This window comes from Streptomyces sp. NBC_01264, assembly GCF_026340675.1.
Classification (GTDB): Bacteria; Actinomycetota; Actinomycetes; order Streptomycetales; family Streptomycetaceae; genus Streptomyces.
Genome location: NZ_JAPEOX010000001.1, coordinates 6,911,810 through 6,930,601, shown reverse-complemented (window position 1 = coordinate 6,930,601; position 18,792 = coordinate 6,911,810). Strand labels below are relative to the sequence as shown.

The window sequence follows — 18,792 nt, the reverse complement described above, 5'->3', positions numbered from 1 at the left end:
CCCACTTACGCCTTGCCCGTCTACGCTGTGCCCATTTACGCCGCGCCCATGTACTGCGCGACTCCAAGCCTGCCCAGTGTTTCACCCCGGCCGAACCTGGCCATAACACTCCGGCACCATCGCACACCGGCCGCACCCTGCGGGTGGATTCCCGGACCACGGCACCATGGCGACCGCGAAGGTAAGTAACCTGGCATCCGTTGTCCACCGCGTCGAAGGAGACTTGTGATCACGGCACGGGCGGCTGCCAGTTTCGATCCACAGGGGCGTTCGGTCGCTGCTGCCCGCGCATTCGTCCGCGACACCCTGCAGGGCTGGGGTTTCGCGGACATCATCGACGACGCGGTCGTCCTCACCAGCGAGCTCGTCACCAACGCCGTGGTCCACGCCGGGACCCGCGCCGAAGTCCTGTGCCTGCGCACCGAGGACGGCGTACGGGTCGAGGTCGCCGACCGCTACCCGGAGCGCGAGCTCCCGCTCCAGCACCCCGGGGACCGCCCGTACGCCGATCCCGACCGCGAGAACGGCCGCGGGCTCATGCTCTGCGCCGCCCTCGCCACCCGCTGGGGCGTCGAGTACACGGCCGCGCTCAAGCACGTCTGGTTCCGGCTCGACATGCCGGACCGGCCGGTCGGTACCCGCTCCGCGGGACCCGTCGTCCCCGACCAGCTCCTGCCCCTGGCCGACAGCCGGGTCCGCGTCGCCGTCCTGCAGATCGACTCCGCCGGCACCGTCTCCGCCTGGAACGAGGACGCCGAGATCATCTTCGGCCACCTCGCCTCGAAGGCGGTGGGCCGCCCGCTCGCCGAGCTCGCCGCCTGGCCGCAGACCCCCGGCACCGGCACCGGCATCGCCGAGGCCCTGCGCCTGTCCCGCTGGGAGGGCAGCTACGGCATCCGCGGCGCCGACGGCCGCGTCATCCCGATCTACGCCTCCCACCTGCGGGTCCGCGATGCCCACGGCGAGCCCTCCATCGTCTGCCTGCTCGTGCACGACGACGAGCGCGCCCTGCTGCAGAGCCCCGTACGGGTCCCCATGGACGGCGGCCAGCTGACCGAGTCCCGCCCCACGGACCCCTTCGAGATCTTCATCGGCTCCCCCGCCCCCGACGACCTCGACGGCCTCCTCCAGCGCACCGTGGAACGCGCCCGCGACCTCCTCGACGCCGACTCCGCCTTCCTCCTCCTCGCCACCGACGACGAGACCGAGCTCGAGGTCCGCGCCACCACCGGCCTGCCCTCCACCCGCCAGCGCTTCGCCCGCGTCCCCGTCGAAGCCGGCACCAACCGGTACGGCAGCGCCCGCATGCCCGCCGTCCACGAGGACCTCATCGTCGTCCCCGGCGCGGTACCCCTCCTCGACGCCACCGGCATGCGCTCCGCCATCACCGTCCCCCTCAAGGTCGAGGGCCGCCTCACCGGCTCCCTCGGAGTCGCCGCCGAGATGCCCGGCCGCTACTCCAACGACGACGCCCTGCGCCTGCAGTTCGCCGCGGACCGCATCGCCCTCGCCGTGGAATCGGCCCGCCTCGGCGAGCTCGAACGACTGCGCCGCGGCTCCCTCTCCTTCCTCGTCGAGGCCTCCGATCTGCTCGCCGGCACCCTGGACCGGGACCAGACACTGGCCCTCATGGCCCAGATGACCGTCCCCACCCTCGCCACCTGGTGCGCCGTCTACACCATCGCCGACCAGGCCTCCGACCCGTTCCTCTCCTACGTCCTGCACGAGGACGAGGAACGCATCGACGGCCTCAAGGCCCTGCTCTCCCAGGTCAGCCCGCCCGAACCGGTCCGCGAGTCCGGCGCCCGCCCCTGGCCGGAAACCTCCCTGGCGGTCGGCGGCGAGACCGTGGTCCTCCCGCTCCTCGCCCGCAACCGCGTGATCGGCATGCTGACCCTCGGCAAGCCCTCCGAGGAGCACTTCCGCCAGGAGATCCTCGAACTCGCCGAGGACCTCTCCCGCCGCGCCGCCCTCGCCCTGGACAACGCCCGCCTGTACTCCGAGCGCACCGCCATCAGCCGCTCGCTCCAGCGCAGCCTGCTGCCGCCCGGCTCCCCCACCATCCCCGGCATCGAGGTGGAGGTCATCTACCGCGCGGCCGGCGAGGGCAACGAGGTGGGCGGCGACTTCTACGACGTCTTCCCCATCCGCCCCGGCGTCTACGGGTTCGCCATCGGCGACGTCTGCGGTACGGGCCCCGAGGCGGCCGCCGTCACCGGCCTGGCCCGCCACGCCCTGCGCCTCCTGGCCCGAGAGGGCCTCGGCGGCCCGGCCGTACTGGAACGCCTCAACGCGGCGATCCTCGACGAGGGCGACCGCAGCCGCTTCCTCACCCTCCTGTACGGCGAGCTGCACCCGCGGCCCGACGGCGGCGCCCACATGAAGGTCGTCTGCGCGGGCCACCCGCTGCCGCTGCGCCTGCGCCCGAACGGCGAGGTCACCTCCGCCGCCGATCCGCAGCCCCTCCTGGGCGTTCTCGACGACCTCGAGCTCTACGAGCAGACCCTCACCCTGGACCCGGGCGACGTCCTGCTCTGTGTCACCGACGGGGTCACCGAACGCCGCGAAGGCACCCGCATGCTCGGCGACGACGGCCTCGCCGAGGTCCTCACCACCTGTACGGGCCTCACCGCCGGCGCCGTCGCCTCCCGCGTGCTGCGCGCGGTGGAACGCTTCGCCGCCGAACCGGCCTCCGACGACATGGCCATCCTCGCCTTCCGCATCCCCCAGCAGCGCGACGGCGACTGAGCACCGTCGTGCCGCTGTCCCTACCGGCGGGGCCCCGGCACCAGGATCATGAAGGACGGGGCCGCCATTTCCCCGGTCCAGGGCGCATCGCCCGTCTCGACGACCGCGTCACGGCCGGTACCGGACCGGGAAGGCGACACGGACGACGGCACGGACGGGGACGGGGAGGCGCCGTCGCCGGCCAGCGCCGTCATGAACGTGTGGGCGAGGTGTCGGATCCGTTCGGTACTCATGAGCGTTCCTCCCGTGGATCGAGGGCCTGGGAACTCCTGCTGCTCCCATTGCGCCCCGAACCCCGCCCCTGGTCACCGCCCGAAGATTCGGGGCTTGACGAGAGGCCCCGTACCCCCCTCACACGCGAAAGGGCCCCCACCACACGGCAGGGGCCCTCTCCCACTTCATCCCTCAGACGTCGTCCCGACGCGTCAGCGCGATCCCCAGCACGTCCGTCACGTACAGCTCGAGGAACTCGGGCAGCCAGGGATCACCGGCCATCCGGTTGAAGACCTTCACCAGCCGGTCGTCCGGCTCATCGGTCAGCAGGACGACCCGCCAGGTGTTGAGCGGCCGCTCGTCCGTACCCGCGACCCCGTGCTGTACGTGGAACAGCGGCTGCCGGTCGTCCGCATGCAGCGGCGCGCCCCGCTCGTCGGCGAAGGTCTCCCGGCCGAGGAAGGTGACGACCTGCCGGTCATGGTTCAGAGATGACGTACGGAATGAAGGCGCCGGGATTGCCGGCCTTCCGGACCTCCATGTCCCAGATCCCCGCCCGGTCCAGGTCCACGGGCTCCGCGGAGACGTACCGCTCCCTCAGGATCCGGTTCACGTCCACGGCCGGCAGCACCGCCCGGGTGTACCTCTCGTCCGCCCAGGCCTGCTCGAACTCGGCCTCGGCCGGAGTCTGATCCGACATCATGCATTCCTTCCCATGAACGACATCCATCAAGATCAACCGAAGGATGCGCAGGAGAATTCCGGGGAACGTAAAAAGGCCCCCGCCAATGGCGGGGGCCTTCTCGTTTTGGAGCCCTTTAACGGAATCGAACCGTTGACCTTCTCCTTACCATGGAGACGCTCTACCGACTGAGCTAAAAGGGCGGGTTGTTCGGCGGCGTCCTACTCTCCCACAGGGTCCCCCCTGCAGTACCATCGGCGCTGAAAGGCTTAGCTTCCGGGTTCGGAATGTAACCGGGCGTTTCCCTAACGCTATGACCACCGAAACACTATGAAGTTAACCAACCGGATATGCTGTCACATTGACAACGTAGTTCGTTACTTCAGAACTAACACAGTGGACGCGAGCAACTGAGGACAAGCCCTCGGCCTATTAGTACCAGTCAGCTCCACCCGTTACCGGGCTTCCACATCTGGCCTATCAACCCAGTCGTCTACTGGGAGCCTTACCCTCTCAAGGAGGTGGGAATACTCATCTTGAAGCAGGCTTCCCGCTTAGATGCTTTCAGCGGTTATCCCTCCCGAACGTAGCCAACCAGCCATGCCCTTGGCAGGACAACTGGCACACCAGAGGTTCGTCCGTCCCGGTCCTCTCGTACTAGGGACAGCCCTTCTCAATATTCCTACGCGCACAGCGGATAGGGACCGAACTGTCTCACGACGTTCTAAACCCAGCTCGCGTACCGCTTTAATGGGCGAACAGCCCAACCCTTGGGACCGACTCCAGCCCCAGGATGCGACGAGCCGACATCGAGGTGCCAAACCATCCCGTCGATATGGACTCTTGGGGAAGATCAGCCTGTTATCCCCGGGGTACCTTTTATCCGTTGAGCGACGGCGCTTCCACAAGCCACCGCCGGATCACTAGTCCCGACTTTCGTCCCTGCTCGACCCGTCGGTCTCACAGTCAAGCTCCCTTGTGCACTTACACTCAACACCTGATTGCCAACCAGGCTGAGGGAACCTTTGGGCGCCTCCGTTACTTTTTGGGAGGCAACCGCCCCAGTTAAACTACCCATCAGACACTGTCCCTGATCCGGATCACGGACCGAGGTTAGACATCCAGCACGACCAGAGTGGTATTTCAACGACGACTCCACAACCACTGGCGTGGCCGCTTCAAAGTCTCCCACCTATCCTACACAAGCCGAACCGAACACCAATATCAAACTATAGTAAAGGTCCCGGGGTCTTTCCGTCCTGCTGCGCGAAACGAGCATCTTTACTCGTAGTGCAATTTCACCGGGCCTATGGTTGAGACAGTCGAGAAGTCGTTACGCCATTCGTGCAGGTCGGAACTTACCCGACAAGGAATTTCGCTACCTTAGGATGGTTATAGTTACCACCGCCGTTTACTGGCGCTTAAGTTCTCAGCTTCGCCATACCGAAATGTGACTAACCGGTCCCCTTAACGTTCCAGCACCGGGCAGGCGTCAGTCCGTATACATCGCCTTACGGCTTCGCACGGACCTGTGTTTTTAGTAAACAGTCGCTTCTCGCTGGTCTCTGCGGCCACCCCCAGCTCACGGAGTAAATCCGATCACCAGGACTGGCCCCCCTTCTCCCGAAGTTACGGGGGCATTTTGCCGAGTTCCTTAACCATAGTTCACCCGAACGCCTCGGTATTCTCTACCTGACCACCTGAGTCGGTTTAGGGTACGGGCCGCCATGAAACTCGCTAGAGGCTTTTCTCGACAGCATAGGATCATCCACTTCACCACAATCGGCTCGGCATCAGGTCTCAGCCTTATATGAGGGACGGATTTGCCTACCCCTCGGCCTACACCCTTACCCCGGGACTACCACCGCCCGGGCTGGACTACCTTCCTGCGTCACCCCATCGCTTACCTACTACAAGTCTGGTTCGCCGGCTCCACCACTTTCCTTTCCCCGAAGGGTCCGGAACGGCTTCACGGGCTTAGCATCGCCTGATTCGATATTGGGCGTTTCAAAGCGGGTACCGGAATATCAACCGGTTGTCCATCGACTACGCCTGTCGGCCTCGCCTTAGGTCCCGACTTACCCTGGGCAGATCAGCTTGACCCAGGAACCCTTAGTCAATCGGCGCACACGTTTCTCACGTGTGTATCGCTACTCATGCCTGCATTCTCACTCGTGAACCGTCCACAACTAGCTTCCGCTGCTGCTTCACCCGGCACACGACGCTCCCCTACCCATCACAGCGGGCGTTGGCCCTATTGCTGCAATGACACGACTTCGGCGGTACGCTTGAGCCCCGCTACATTGTCGGCGCGGAATCACTTGACCAGTGAGCTATTACGCACTCTTTCAAGGGTGGCTGCTTCTAAGCCAACCTCCTGGTTGTCTCTGCGACTCCACATCCTTTCCCACTTAGCGTACGCTTAGGGGCCTTAGTCGATGCTCTGGGCTGTTTCCCTCTCGACCATGGAGCTTATCCCCCACAGTCTCACTGCCACGCTCTCACTTACCGGCATTCGGAGTTTGGCTAAGGTCAGTAACCCGGTAGGGCCCATCGCCTATCCAGTGCTCTACCTCCGGCAAGAAACACGTGACGCTGCACCTAAATGCATTTCGGGGAGAACCAGCTATCACGGAGTTTGATTGGCCTTTCACCCCTAACCACAGGTCATCCCCCAGGTTTTCAACCCTGGTGGGTTCGGTCCTCCACGAAGTCTTACCTCCGCTTCAACCTGCCCATGGCTAGATCACTCCGCTTCGGGTCTAGAGCGTGCAACTCAATCGCCCTATTCGGACTCGCTTTCGCTACGGCTTCCCCACACGGGTTAACCTCGCTACACACCGCTAACTCGCAGGCTCATTCTTCAAAAGGCACGCAGTCACGACCCATTGAGTAAACTCAATGAGCGACGCTCCCACGGCTTGTAGGCACACGGTTTCAGGTACTATTTCACTCCGCTCCCGCGGTACTTTTCACCATTCCCTCACGGTACTATCCGCTATCGGTCACCAGGGAATATTTAGGCTTAGCGGGTGGTCCCGCCAGATTCACACGGGATTTCTCGGGCCCCGTGCTACTTGGGAGATTCTTAAGCAAGCCGCTGATGTTTCGTCTACGGGGGTCTTACCCTCTACGCCGGACCTTTCGCATGTCCTTCGACTACATCAACGGTTTCTGACTCGCCGACCGGCCGGCAGACCGATCAAAAGAATTCCCACAACCCCGCATGCGCAACCCCTGCCGGGTATCACACGCATACGGTTTGGCCTCATCCGGTTTCGCTCGCCACTACTCCCGGAATCACGGTTGTTTTCTCTTCCTGCGGGTACTGAGATGTTTCACTTCCCCGCGTTCCCTCCACACTGCCTATGTGTTCAGCAGTGGGTGACAGCCCATGACGACTGCCGGGTTTCCCCATTCGGACACCCCCGGATCAAAGCTCAGTTGGCAGCTCCCCGGGGCCTATCGCGGCCTCTCACGTCCTTCATCGGTTCCTGGTGCCAAGGCATCCACCGTGCGCCCTTAAAAACTTGGCCTACAGATGCTCGCGTCCACTGTGTAGTTCTCAAGCAACGACCAGTCACCCATCACCCTCACCCAAAAGGCGAAGTTCACTGGGGCCGGCATCACGAAGATAAGACCTTACGGCCGTACCCTCAGATACCCAACAACGTGCCAAGCACGATCCCCCGTCAGTGAGTCACTTTCCACGCCGAAGCAGTACTTGTGATCCATCCAGGAAACCGTGCCAACTAATCAACGTTCCACCCTGAGCTGACCGTGCAGAACGTTTGTCTGCAATCGGTACTGTGCTCCTTAGAAAGGAGGTGATCCAGCCGCACCTTCCGGTACGGCTACCTTGTTACGACTTCGTCCCAATCGCCAGTCCCACCTTCGACAGCTCCCTCCCTTACGGGTTGGGCCACCGGCTTCGGGTGTTACCGACTTTCGTGACGTGACGGGCGGTGTGTACAAGGCCCGGGAACGTATTCACCGCAGCAATGCTGATCTGCGATTACTAGCAACTCCGACTTCATGGGGTCGAGTTGCAGACCCCAATCCGAACTGAGACCGGCTTTTTGAGATTCGCTCCACCTCACGGTATCGCAGCTCATTGTACCGGCCATTGTAGCACGTGTGCAGCCCAAGACATAAGGGGCATGATGACTTGACGTCGTCCCCACCTTCCTCCGAGTTGACCCCGGCGGTCTCCTGTGAGTCCCCATCACCCCGAAGGGCATGCTGGCAACACAGGACAAGGGTTGCGCTCGTTGCGGGACTTAACCCAACATCTCACGACACGAGCTGACGACAGCCATGCACCACCTGTATACCGACCACAAGGGGGGCACTATCTCTAATGCTTTCCGGTATATGTCAAGCCTTGGTAAGGTTCTTCGCGTTGCGTCGAATTAAGCCACATGCTCCGCTGCTTGTGCGGGCCCCCGTCAATTCCTTTGAGTTTTAGCCTTGCGGCCGTACTCCCCAGGCGGGGAACTTAATGCGTTAGCTGCGGCACCGACGACGTGGAATGTCGCCAACACCTAGTTCCCAACGTTTACGGCGTGGACTACCAGGGTATCTAATCCTGTTCGCTCCCCACGCTTTCGCTCCTCAGCGTCAGTAATGGCCCAGAGATCCGCCTTCGCCACCGGTGTTCCTCCTGATATCTGCGCATTTCACCGCTACACCAGGAATTCCGATCTCCCCTACCACACTCTAGCTAGCCCGTATCGAATGCAGACCCGAGGTTAAGCCTCGGGCTTTCACATCCGACGTGACAAGCCGCCTACGAGCTCTTTACGCCCAATAATTCCGGACAACGCTTGCGCCCTACGTATTACCGCGGCTGCTGGCACGTAGTTAGCCGGCGCTTCTTCTGCAGGTACCGTCACTTTCGCTTCTTCCCTGCTGAAAGAGGTTTACAACCCGAAGGCCGTCATCCCTCACGCGGCGTCGCTGCATCAGGCTTTCGCCCATTGTGCAATATTCCCCACTGCTGCCTCCCGTAGGAGTCTGGGCCGTGTCTCAGTCCCAGTGTGGCCGGTCGCCCTCTCAGGCCGGCTACCCGTCGTCGCCTTGGTGGGCCATTACCCCACCAACAAGCTGATAGGCCGCGGGCTCATCCTTCACCGCCGGAGCTTTTAACCCCCGCCCATGCAGGCAGGAGTGTTATCCGGTATTAGACCCCGTTTCCAGGGCTTGTCCCAGAGTGAAGGGCAGATTGCCCACGTGTTACTCACCCGTTCGCCACTAATCCACCCCGAAGGGCTTCATCGTTCGACTTGCATGTGTTAAGCACGCCGCCAGCGTTCGTCCTGAGCCAGGATCAAACTCTCCATGAATGTTTACCCGTAATCGGGTGCACACGCACTTAGAGCGGGACAGTCATGTCGGAATAAGACCGACCGTCCACTGCGTCCTCGCTGTGTAATTGCCTGCACGTGTCAGGGCCGAAGCCGCGACCTCACAGGTCTTTTTCAAAGGAACCTCATCCACCGAAATGGACGGGGTATCAACTTTTTGGCGTTGATTTTTGGCACGCTGTTGAGTTCTCAAGGAACGGACGCTTCCTTTGTACTCACCCTCAGTAACACTTACTGGGGCTTTCCTCCGGGCTTTCGTTCTATTCTTGCGTTTCAGACTCTATCAGAGTCCGTCTCGCTTGTTTTCCGCTTTCCAGTTCTTCGCTTTCGCGTTTCCCTTTCCGGCGATTCCAACTCTACCAGATCATTTCCGTGTCGTTTCCGACTTGGATTTGAATTGGACGGCCATTGGAGAGCCATTCCCTTTCGGGCGAGCCAGACTTTATCAGGTTTCCCTGCTCTGGAATCCCACCCGCCCGCATCGGCATGGCCGGGCACACGTGTGTGCCGGGGAGCCGTGCGAGGTGGAGACGTAAACGTACTGGAGCGGGGCCCCCGGATGCAAATCCGGTTGCCCCGCTCCGGTGTGGTCGGTACGGCGAGGATCAGACCTCGACGACGACCGGGAGGATCATCGGGCGGCGGCGGTAGCCGTCCGAGACCCACTTGCCCATCGTGCGGCGGATGAGCTGCTGGATCTGGTGCGGCTCGGCCACACCGTCCGCGGCGGCGCGGGCGATGGCTTCCTCGATCTTCGGCAGGACGGAGGCGAACGCCGAGTCCTCGATGCCGGAGCCGCGGGCCTGGATGTTCGGGCCGCTGACGATCTTGCCCGTGGTGCTGTCCACCACGACGTAGACCGAGATGATGCCCTCGTCACCGAGGATCTTGCGGTCCTTGAGGTGGGCTTCGGTGACGTCGCCGACCGAGAGGCCGTCCACGTAGACGTAGCCGGCCTGGACCTTGCCCGAGATGCGGGCCTTGCCGTCGATGAGGTCGACGACGACGCCGTCCTCGGCGATGACGATGCGGTCCTTCGGTACGCCCGTCAGGGCGCCGAGCTCCGCGTTGGCGCGCAGGTGGCGCCATTCGCCGTGGACCGGCATCAGGTTCCGCGGCTTGCAGATGTTGTAGAAGTACAGCAGCTCGCCCGCGGAGGCGTGGCCGGAGACGTGCACCTTGGCGTTGCCCTTGTGCACGACGTTGGCGCCCCATCGGGTCAGGCCGTTGATCACGCGGTAGACCGCGTTCTCGTTGCCCGGGATGAGGGACGAGGCCAGGATCACCGTGTCGCCCGGGACGATCCGGATCTGGTGGTCGCGGTTCGCCATGCGGGACAGGGCCGCCATCGGCTCGCCCTGCGAACCGGTGCAGACCAGGACCACCTCGTTGGGCGGCAGGTCATCGAGGGTCTTGACGTCCACGACGAGGCCGGCCGGGACCTTCAGGTAGCCCAGGTCACGGGCGATGCCCATGTTGCGGACCATCGAGCGGCCGACGAAGGCGACCCTGCGGCCGTACTCGTGGGCGGCGTCGAGGATCTGCTGGATGCGGTGCACGTGGCTCGCGAAGCTCGCCACGATGATCCGGTTGTTGGCGTTGGCGAACACCGTGCGCAGGACGTTCGAGATCTCGCGCTCGGGCGGGACGAAGCCCGGGACCTCGGCGTTCGTCGAGTCCGAGAGGAGAAGGTCGATGCCTTCCTCGCTCAGGCGCGCGAAGGCGTGCAGGTCGGTGAGGCGGTTGTCCAGCGGGAGCTGGTCCATCTTGAAGTCACCGGTGCACACCACCATGCCGGCGCCGGTGCGGATGGCCACGGCCAGGGCGTCCGGGATGGAGTGGTTGACCGCGATGAACTCGCAGTCGAAGGGGCCGAGGTTCTCGCGCTCGCCTTCCTTCACCTCGAGGGTGTAGGGGCGGATGCGGTGCTCCTGGAGCTTGGCCTCGATGAGCGCCAGCGTCAGCTTGGAGCCGATCAGCGGGATGTCCGGCTTCTCCCGGAGGAGGTAGGGGACGGCGCCGATGTGGTCTTCGTGGCCGTGCGTGAGGACGATGCCCTCGATGTCGTCGAGGCGATCCCGGATGGACGAGAAGTCCGGCAGGATCAGGTCGATGCCCGGCTGCTCCTCTTCGGGGAAGAGGACACCGCAGTCGACGATGAGCAGGCGGCCGTCGAACTCGAAGACGGTCATGTTGCGGCCGATCTCACCGAGCCCGCCCAGGGGGGTGACCCGAAGGCCGCCCTTGGGGAGCTTCGGCGGCGGACCGAGTTCAGGATGCGGATGGCTCAAAAGGTTCTCCTTCACCACGCGCGGCCACGTACCCGTCGAGGCCCGTGGCGCGCATGTCATTCGTGCACTTGCTGTTGTCTTGTGTGGTTCTGCTTATTCAGTTGTGAAGTCTGATGTCAGAGCTGTACCCCGCCGGCGGCAAGATCGATCTTGAGCTGCGCCGTCTCTTCGGCGGTCAGCTCGACCAGCGGGAGCCGCAGCGGGCCCGCGGGCAGGCCCTGCAGGTTCAGCGCGCCCTTGGTGGTGATCACACCCTGCGTGCGGAACATGCCGGTGAAGACGGGGAGGAGCTTCTGGTGGATCTCGGTGGCCTTCTGGACGTCGCCGCCCAGGTGGGCCTCGAGCATCTCGCGGAGCTCGGGGGTGACCACGTGACCGACCACGGAGACGAAGCCGACCGCGCCGACCGACAGGAGCGGCAGGTTCAGCATGTCGTCACCGGAGTACCAGGCCAGGCCGCTCTGTGCGATGGCCCAGCTGGCGCGTCCGAGGTCGCCCTTGGCGTCCTTGTTGGCAACGATACGGGGGTGCTCGGCCAGCCGGACGAGTGTTTCCGTATTGATCGGGACACCGCTGCGGCCCGGGATGTCGTAGAGCATGACCGGGAGCTCGGTGGCGTCGGCGATCGCCGTGAAGTGCCGGAAGAGGCCCTCCTGCGGCGGCTTGCTGTAGTACGGGGTGACCGCGAGCAGGCCGTGGGCGCCGGTGCGCTCGGCCTGGCGGGCCAGCTCGAGGGTGTGACGGGTGTCATTGGTGCCGATGCCGGCGACCACGTGGGCCCGGTCACCGACCGCTTCGAGTACGGCTCGTACGAGGTCGTTTTTCTCCGCGTCAGCGGTGGTCGGCGACTCGCCGGTGGTGCCGTTGATGATCAGGCCGTCGTTGCCTGCGTCCACCAAGTGGACGGCGAGCTGCTGCGCGCCTTCGAGGTCAAGTGCGCCATCCGCCGTAAACGGCGTGATCATGGCGGTGAGGACCCGCCCGAAGGGGGTCTGCGGAGTCGAGATCGGAGCCATGGGTAACACGCTACTCGCTGCCATGCTCGCGGTGTCCCCTCGGGGGACGTGATGACGGTGTTGGAGCCCGGCACTGCCTGCTCGGGGGTTCAAGCAGTGCCGGGTCCGTTTGATCAGCCTAGATGAACTTTCCGAAACGTGGCAATACGGACACTTCAGACTTGTTCCGTACATCCGTGCGGAGCCGCTAGATCCGGGCATAAAGGGCATCACAGCCGGTCGGGGGAAGGGTGCGGACCGGGTCGTACCGCCGGAGCGGAAGATCCGGCCGGCAGGGCCGAACGGGCAGGTCGGGCCGCGTCGGGCCCTGACCGGTGCAACTGACGCAGCGCCATAAACTTTGGTCAATGTCCCAAAAAACGGCACCGATCGGGCCTTTCGTACGTCCTACTCCGTAGAAACGTCCGCCCATCCCGCCCCCACCGCCCCGGGGCCACTGACCGTGAAGGAGAGTCGTTCCCCATGTTCCGCCGGCGCGAACCCGTCCCGTTCGCCTTCGTCGCCGAGGCCGACCGATTCCGCAGCAACGTCACTCCGCCGCCGCGCGAGAGTCTGAGCAAGACCCAGATCGCCGCCCGTAGTCTGGTCGGGCTGACCGTCGTCGCGGGGCTCGTCGGATCCCTGCTCTTCGGCCTCCCCGCACTGCAGCCGAGTCACGCACCGGCGAAGTCGCAGCAGTCGGAGGCCTCCGAGGGGCGGTAGCCTCACGGGCACAGCCCAACCGAACGTGCATGTGAGTGAGGTCCTGCCGTGCCCCTGCCCTTCCTGACGGCCGACGGCGCATTCGACGCGCACGACACCGGGGAGACGCTCCCCTACGAAGACCCCGACCGATGGCGCCGCCCGTACCGCCCGGGGCCCTGGCGGGTGGCCATCGCCTCAGTGATGCTCCTGGTCGGCTCGTTCATGCTGTTCGCCACGGTGATCATCGTGGCCGCCGGCACCTGGACCGGCGCCCTGGGCGGTCTGCTGGCCTCGCTCGCCGTGGTCGGCTCCGCCCTGCGGCTGCTGCGCACGGGCGTCTGGGTGAGCCCCAAGGGGCTGCGCGTGGCGGGGTTCCTGACCACCCGCTCGATCCCCTGGAGCCAGGTCGGCGAGGTCCGCACCGTGCAGCAGCCCGTGCGCTGGCTCGGGTTGCCGCGGACGGTGCAGGGCCAGGCCCTGACGGTGGCCGCGCGCGGCGGCGCCGAGCTGCCGGTCCTGCTGACCGACCACAACGCCGATTTCCTGTCCCGCACCGAGGCCTTCGACCGGGCGGCCGACTCGGTCGAGGCCTGGGCCGACGAGTACCGGGCCGTACCGGCCTGAGACGGCCCGCCCCGGCGCCCCTGAGCGGGCGTCACGCGCACGGGAAGCCCGTACCGGCTCAGGCCTGTACGGGCTTCCCGTCGTGCAGGGAGATGGCCCGCTGCATGGCCTTGCGGGCCCGCGGGGTGTCGCGGGCGTCGTGGTAGGCCACGGCCAGGCGGAACCAGCTGCGCCAGTCCCCCGGCGCGTCCTCCGTCTCGGCCCTGCGGCGCGCGAAGACCTCGTCGGCCGAGTCCCGCAGGATCCGGCCGTACTTGTCCCGCTCCAGCTCGTCCACGGGCAGTCCGCCCTCGGCCTCCAGCTCGGCTCCGAGCTGGTTGGCCCTGGTGACGAACTGGGTGTTCTTCCAGAGGAACCAGACGCCGATGACCGGCAGGATCAGCACCGCCACCCCGAAGGTGACGGTGAGCCAGGTCCCGTGCCGGATCAGCATCAGGCCCCGGCTTCCGACCAGGACGAAGTACACGACCAGGACCGCGGCCGTGATGAAGTAGAGGATCTTCGCGCGCATGGGTGCAGCCGCCTGCTCGTCAGCCGAGTTCGAGGAAGTTTTCCAGGCCGAAGGTGAGGCCCGGGGTCTGCGTCACGCGGCGCGCGCCGAGCAGGATGCCCGGCATGAAGCTGCTGTGGTGCAGGGAGTCGTGACGGATGGTCAGGGTCTCGCCCTCACCGCCGAGGAGCACCTCCTGATGGGCCAGCAGGCCGCGGAGGCGGATCGCGTGCACCGGGACCCCGTCGACGTCCGCGCCGCGCGCGCCGTCGAGGGCGGTGGCGGTGGCGTCGGGCTGCGCGCCGAGGCCGGCCTCGGCGCGGGCGGCCGCGATGAGCTGCGCCGTACGGGTCGCCGTGCCGGAGGGGGCGTCGACCTTGTTCGGGTGGTGCAGCTCGATGACCTCGACGGACTCGAAGTACCGGGCGGCCTGGGCGGCGAACTTCATCGTCAGGACGGCCCCGATGGAGAAGTTCGGGGCGATGAGCACGCCCGTCGCCGGGGAAGCGGCGAGCCAGGTGTCCAGCCGGGCGAGGCGGTCCTCGGTCCAGCCGGTGGTGCCGACCACTCCGTGGATGCCGTGGCCGACGAGGAACTCCAGGTTCTCCATCACCGAGGCGGGGGTGGTCAGCTCGACCGCGATCTGGGCCCCGGCCTCGACCAGCGTCTCCAGCTTGTCTCCGCGGCCGAGGGCGGCCACCAGTTCCATGTCCTCGGCGGCCGCGACCGCCTTGACGGCCGCGGAGCCGATGCGGCCATGGGCGCCGAGAACTGCCACGCGCAGCTTGCTCATAGTGCTTGCTTCCTTACGTGCGTACGGGACTAGGCGACGGCCTCGTCGAGACGGGCCGCCTGCTTCTCCTTCAGCGGGCCGATCACCGCGAGGGAGGGCCGCTGGGCCAGTACATCCTGTGCGACCGAGCGGACCTCGTCCGGGGTGACGGCCGCGATCCGGGCCAGCAGGTCGTCGACCGACATCTGGTCGCCCCAGCACAGCTCGCTCTTGCCGATGCGGTTCATGATCGCGCCGGTGTCCTCCAGGCCGAGGACGGTGGAGCCGGACAGCTGGCCCACGGCCCGCCGGATCTCCTCGTCGGTGATCCCGTCGGCGGCGACCTTGTCCAGCTCGTCCCGGCAGATCCGCAGGACGTCGTGGACCTGGTTGGGGCGGCAGCCCGCGTAGACGCCGAAGAGGCCGGTGTCGGCGAAGCCCGAGGTGTACGAGTACACGCTGTAGGCGAGGCCGCGCTTCTCCCGGACCTCCTGGAAGAGGCGGGAGGACATGCCGCCGCCGAGCGCGGTGTTCAGTACGCCCAGCGCCCAGCGCCGCTCGTCGGTGCGGGCCAGGGCCGGCATGCCGAGGACCACGTGGGCCTGCTCGGTCTTGCGGTTGACCAGCTCGATGCGGCCGGAGGTGCGGATCCGCTTGGTGCCGGAGCGCGGACCGACCGGTTCGGCGTCGGTGCGGGTGAGGGCGCCGGCCTTCTCGAAGGCCGCGCGGACCTGGCGTACGACCTTGTTGTGGTCGACGTTGCCCGCGGCCGCCACGACCAGGTGGGTGGGGTCGTAGTGCTTCTTGTAGAAGCGGCGGATCCGGTCGGCGGTGAGCGCGTTGATCGTGTCGACGGAACCGAGGACGGGGCGCCCGAGTGGGGTGTCCCCGTACATGGTCTGGGCGAACAGGTCGTGGACCATGTCGCCCGGGTCGTCCTCGGTCATCGCGATCTCTTCGAGGATGACTCCGCGCTCGGCGTCGACATCGGATTCGAGGATCAGCGAGCCGGTGAGCATGTCGCACACGACGTCGATGGCCAGCGGCAGGTCGGTGTCGAGCACCCGCGCGTAGTAGCAGGTGTACTCCTTCGCCGTGAAGGCGTTCATCTCGCCGCCGACCGCGTCGATCGCGGAGGAGATGTCGAGGGCACTGCGCTTCTCGGTGCCCTTGAAGAGGAGGTGTTCCAGGTAGTGCGTGGCGCCGTTCAGCGAGGGCGTCTCGTCCCGGGATCCGACGTGCGCCCAGATCCCGAAGGTGGCGGAGCGGACGGACGGCAGGGTCTCGGTGACGACGCGCAGTCCGCCGGGGAGGACCGTGCGGCGGACGGTGCCGATGCCGCCTGCGCCCTTGAGCAGTGTTTGGGTACGGGCGACGGCCCGCCCCTCCGAAGAGGGGCGGGCCGTCACACGGGAACTACGCGACATCACTTGTCGGAGTCGTCCTTGTCAGCGTCATCGGCGTCACCAGCGGTTTCGCCGTCGATCACGGGGACCAGGGAGAGCTTGCCGCGGGAGTCGATCTCCGCGATCTCGACCTGGACCTTGGTGCCGACCGCGAGCACGTCCTCGACGTTCTCCACGCGCTTGCCACCGGCGAGCTTGCGGATCTGCGAGATGTGCAGCAGGCCGTCCTTGCCGGGCATGAGGGAGACGAAGGCACCGAAGGTGGTGGTCTTGACGACCGTACCCAGGTAACGCTCGCCGACCTCCGGCATGGTCGGGTTGGCGATCTGGTTGATCGTGGCGCGGGCGGCCTCGGCGGCCGGACCGTCGGCGGCACCGATGTAGATGGTGCCGTCGTCCTCGATCGTGATCTCGGCGCCGGTGTCCTCCTGGATCTGGTTGATCATCTTGCCCTTGGGCCCGATGACCTCACCGATCTTGTCCACCGGGATCTTGACGGTGATGATCCGGGGGGCGAACGGGGACATGGCGTCCGGCGTGTCGATCGCTTCCATCATCACGTCGAGGATGTGGAGGCGGGCGTCGCGGGCCTGCTTGAGGGCGGCGGCCAGAACCGAGGCCGGGATGCCGTCGAGCTTGGTGTCCAGCTGGAGCGCGGTGACGAACTCCTTGGTGCCGGCGACCTTGAAGTCCATGTCGCCGAAGGCGTCCTCCGCACCGAGGATGTCGGTGAGGGCGACGTAGTGGGTCTTGCCGTCGATCTCCTGCGAGATCAGGCCCATGGCGATACCGGCGACGGGGGCCTTGAGGGGCACACCGGCGTTCAGCAGCGACATGGTGGAGGCGCAGACCGAGCCCATGGACGTCGAGCCGTTGGAGCCGAGAGCCTCGGACACCTGGCGGATCGCGTAGGGGAACTCCTCGCGCGTCGGGAGGACCGGCACGATCGCGCGCTCGGCGAGCGCGCCGTGGCCGATCTCGCGGCGCTTCGGCGAACCGACACGGCCGGTCTCGCCGACCGAGTACGGCGGGAAGTTGTAGTTGTGCATGTAGCGCTTGCGGGTCACCGGGGAGAGGGTGTCCAGCTGCTGCTCCATGCGGAGCATGTTGAGGGTGGTGACGCCCAGGATCTGGGTCTCGCCACGCTCGAACAGCGCCGAGCCGTGCACGCGCGGGATGGCCTCGACCTCGGCGGCGAGGGTACGGATGTCCGTGATCCCGCGGCCGTCGATGCGGACCTTGTCCTTGATGACGCGCTCGCGGACCAGGGCCTTGGTGAGGCTGCGGTACGCGGCGGAGATCTCCTTCTCCCGGCCTTCGAAGGCCGGGAGGAGCTTCTCTGCGGCGATCTCCTTGACGCGGTCCAGCTCGGCCTCGCGGTCCTGCTTGCCCGCGATGGTCAGCGCCTGGGAGAGCTCGCCCTTCACCGCGGCCGAGAGGGCCTCGTAGACGTCGTCCTGGTAGTCCAGGAAGACCGGGAACTCGCCCTCGGGCTTGGCGGCCTTGGCCGCCAGGTCCGCCTGGGCCTTGCAGAGGACCTTGATGAAGGGCTTCGAGGCGTCGAGGCCGGCGGCCACGACCTCCTCGGTCGGCGCCTCGGCGCCGCCCTTGACCAGGGCGATGGTCTTCTCGGTGGCCTCGGCCTCGACCATCATGATCGCGACGTCGCCGTCCTCGAGCACACGGCCCGCGACGACCATGTCGAAGACGGCGTCCTCGAGCTCGGTGTGCGTCGGGAAGGCGACCCACTGGCCGCGGATCAGCGCGACGCGGACGCCGCCGATCGGGCCGGAGAAGGGCAGACCGGCCAGCTGGGTGGACGCGGAGGCGGCGTTGATCGCCACGACGTCGTACAGGTGGTCGGGGTTGAGCGCCATGATCGTCGCGACGACCTGGATCTCGTTGCGCAGGCCCTTCTTGAAGGACGGGCGCAGCGGGCGGTCGATCAGGCGACAGGTGAGGATCGCGTCCTCGGAGGGGCGGCCCTCGCGGCGGAAGAACGAACCGGGGATCTTGCCGGCCGCGTACTGGCGCTCCTCGACGTCCACCGTCAGGGGGAAGAAGTCGAGCTGGTCCTTGGGCTTCTTCGACGCGGTGGTGGCGGAAAGCACCATCGTGTCGTCGTCCAGGTAGGCAACGGCGGAGCCGGCGGCCTGGCGGGCCAGACGGCCCGTCTCGAAGCGGATGGTGCGGGTGCCGAAGGAACCGTTGTCAATGACGGCCTCGGCGTAGTGGGTCTCGTTCTCCACTAGCGTTTTCTCCATTTTCGTCGTCTCCGTCCGCCACCCGTGTGGTGGTGGACGGTTGCGGAGAAGCGCTCCTTGCGTGCGGGCCGGTCTTCGATCGAAGCAGCCGGGCGAAGCCCCGTACGGGCTTTCCGGATGCCACTACCGAGGACCGGCGGCGTAGGGAGGGCGCTCCTCCTCTTCAGTTGTGCGCGTCTCGCGACGCGGACGCTTCCAGACTACAAAGCGTCCGGTACGTCGCGCACGTACAGCAA

General features: G+C 65.8%; 11 protein-coding genes, 1 tRNA gene and 3 rRNA genes. 3 read left to right on the top strand and 12 right to left on the bottom strand.

The window, feature by feature from the left end; translation table 11 throughout:
* Positions 1–225 precede the first annotated feature (225 nt).
* On the top strand, positions 226–2,748 hold the full coding sequence (locus OG435_RS32425; RefSeq protein WP_266881430.1) for a SpoIIE family protein phosphatase: 2,523 nt from the start codon (positions 226–228) through the stop codon (positions 2,746–2,748).
* 20 nt (positions 2,749–2,768) lie between these two features.
* Here OG435_RS32425 and OG435_RS32420 read toward each other — a convergent pair whose 3' ends face one another.
* The 8 genes from OG435_RS32420 to dapA form a co-directional block, all read right to left on the bottom strand.
* Positions 2,769–2,981, bottom strand: a complete 213-nt coding sequence (locus OG435_RS32420) for a hypothetical protein (RefSeq protein ID WP_266881429.1) — start codon at positions 2,979–2,981, stop codon at positions 2,769–2,771.
* Positions 2,982–3,439: 458 nt separating this feature from the next.
* A complete protein-coding gene (locus OG435_RS32415) occupies positions 3,440–3,661 on the bottom strand; it encodes a hypothetical protein (protein ID WP_266881428.1) in 222 nt (73 codons plus the stop codon).
* A 109-nt stretch (positions 3,662–3,770) separates the two neighbouring features.
* Positions 3,771–3,846, bottom strand: a tRNA-Thr gene (locus OG435_RS32410).
* Positions 3,847–3,851: 5 nt separating this feature from the next.
* Positions 3,852–3,968, bottom strand: a 5S ribosomal RNA gene (gene rrf / locus OG435_RS32405).
* A gap of 87 nt (positions 3,969–4,055) precedes the next feature.
* Positions 4,056–7,179: ribosomal RNA gene (locus OG435_RS32400) — 23S ribosomal RNA — on the bottom strand.
* Between the two features lie 284 nt (positions 7,180–7,463).
* Positions 7,464–8,988 (bottom strand): 16S ribosomal RNA (locus OG435_RS32395).
* The 16S, 23S and 5S rRNA genes sit together here with 1 tRNA gene alongside, the layout of an rRNA operon.
* 626 nt (positions 8,989–9,614) lie before the next feature.
* Complete coding sequence (locus OG435_RS32390) at positions 9,615–11,300, bottom strand: ribonuclease J (RefSeq protein ID WP_266881427.1); 1,686 nt, start codon at positions 11,298–11,300, stop codon at positions 9,615–9,617.
* A gap of 116 nt (positions 11,301–11,416) precedes the next feature.
* Complete coding sequence (gene dapA, locus OG435_RS32385) at positions 11,417–12,316, bottom strand: 4-hydroxy-tetrahydrodipicolinate synthase (protein WP_266881426.1); 900 nt, start codon at positions 12,314–12,316, stop codon at positions 11,417–11,419.
* 462 nt (positions 12,317–12,778) lie between these two features.
* On the opposite strand from dapA, the gene OG435_RS32380 reads away from it, so the two are divergent.
* Entirely contained in the window at positions 12,779–13,018 is a 240-nt protein-coding gene (locus tag OG435_RS32380; protein WP_266881425.1) for a hypothetical protein, read from the top strand.
* A 48-nt stretch (positions 13,019–13,066) separates the two neighbouring features.
* Entirely contained in the window at positions 13,067–13,624 is a 558-nt protein-coding gene (locus OG435_RS32375; protein WP_266881424.1) for a PH domain-containing protein, read from the top strand.
* 58 nt (positions 13,625–13,682) lie between these two features.
* Here OG435_RS32375 and OG435_RS32370 read toward each other — a convergent pair whose 3' ends face one another.
* The 4 genes from OG435_RS32370 to OG435_RS32355 are packed head-to-tail and all read right to left on the bottom strand — an operon-like array spanning position 13,683 to position 18,541.
* Positions 13,683–14,135, bottom strand: a complete 453-nt coding sequence (locus tag OG435_RS32370; RefSeq protein ID WP_266881423.1) for a hypothetical protein — start codon at positions 14,133–14,135, stop codon at positions 13,683–13,685.
* A gap of 19 nt (positions 14,136–14,154) precedes the next feature.
* A complete protein-coding gene (gene dapB, locus OG435_RS32365) occupies positions 14,155–14,907 on the bottom strand; it encodes a 4-hydroxy-tetrahydrodipicolinate reductase (RefSeq protein ID WP_266881422.1) in 753 nt (250 codons plus the stop codon).
* Between the two features lie 29 nt (positions 14,908–14,936).
* Positions 14,937–16,316, bottom strand: coding sequence for a M16 family metallopeptidase (locus tag OG435_RS32360; RefSeq protein ID WP_266881421.1), 1,380 nt, complete (start codon positions 16,314–16,316; stop codon positions 14,937–14,939).
* Positions 16,313–18,541 (bottom strand): polyribonucleotide nucleotidyltransferase, encoded by a 2,229-nt coding sequence (locus tag OG435_RS32355; protein WP_266882283.1) that lies wholly within the window; start codon positions 18,539–18,541, stop codon positions 16,313–16,315. The genes OG435_RS32360 and OG435_RS32355 overlap by 4 nt, the downstream gene beginning before the upstream one ends.
* Between the last annotated feature and the right edge of the window lie 251 nt (positions 18,542–18,792).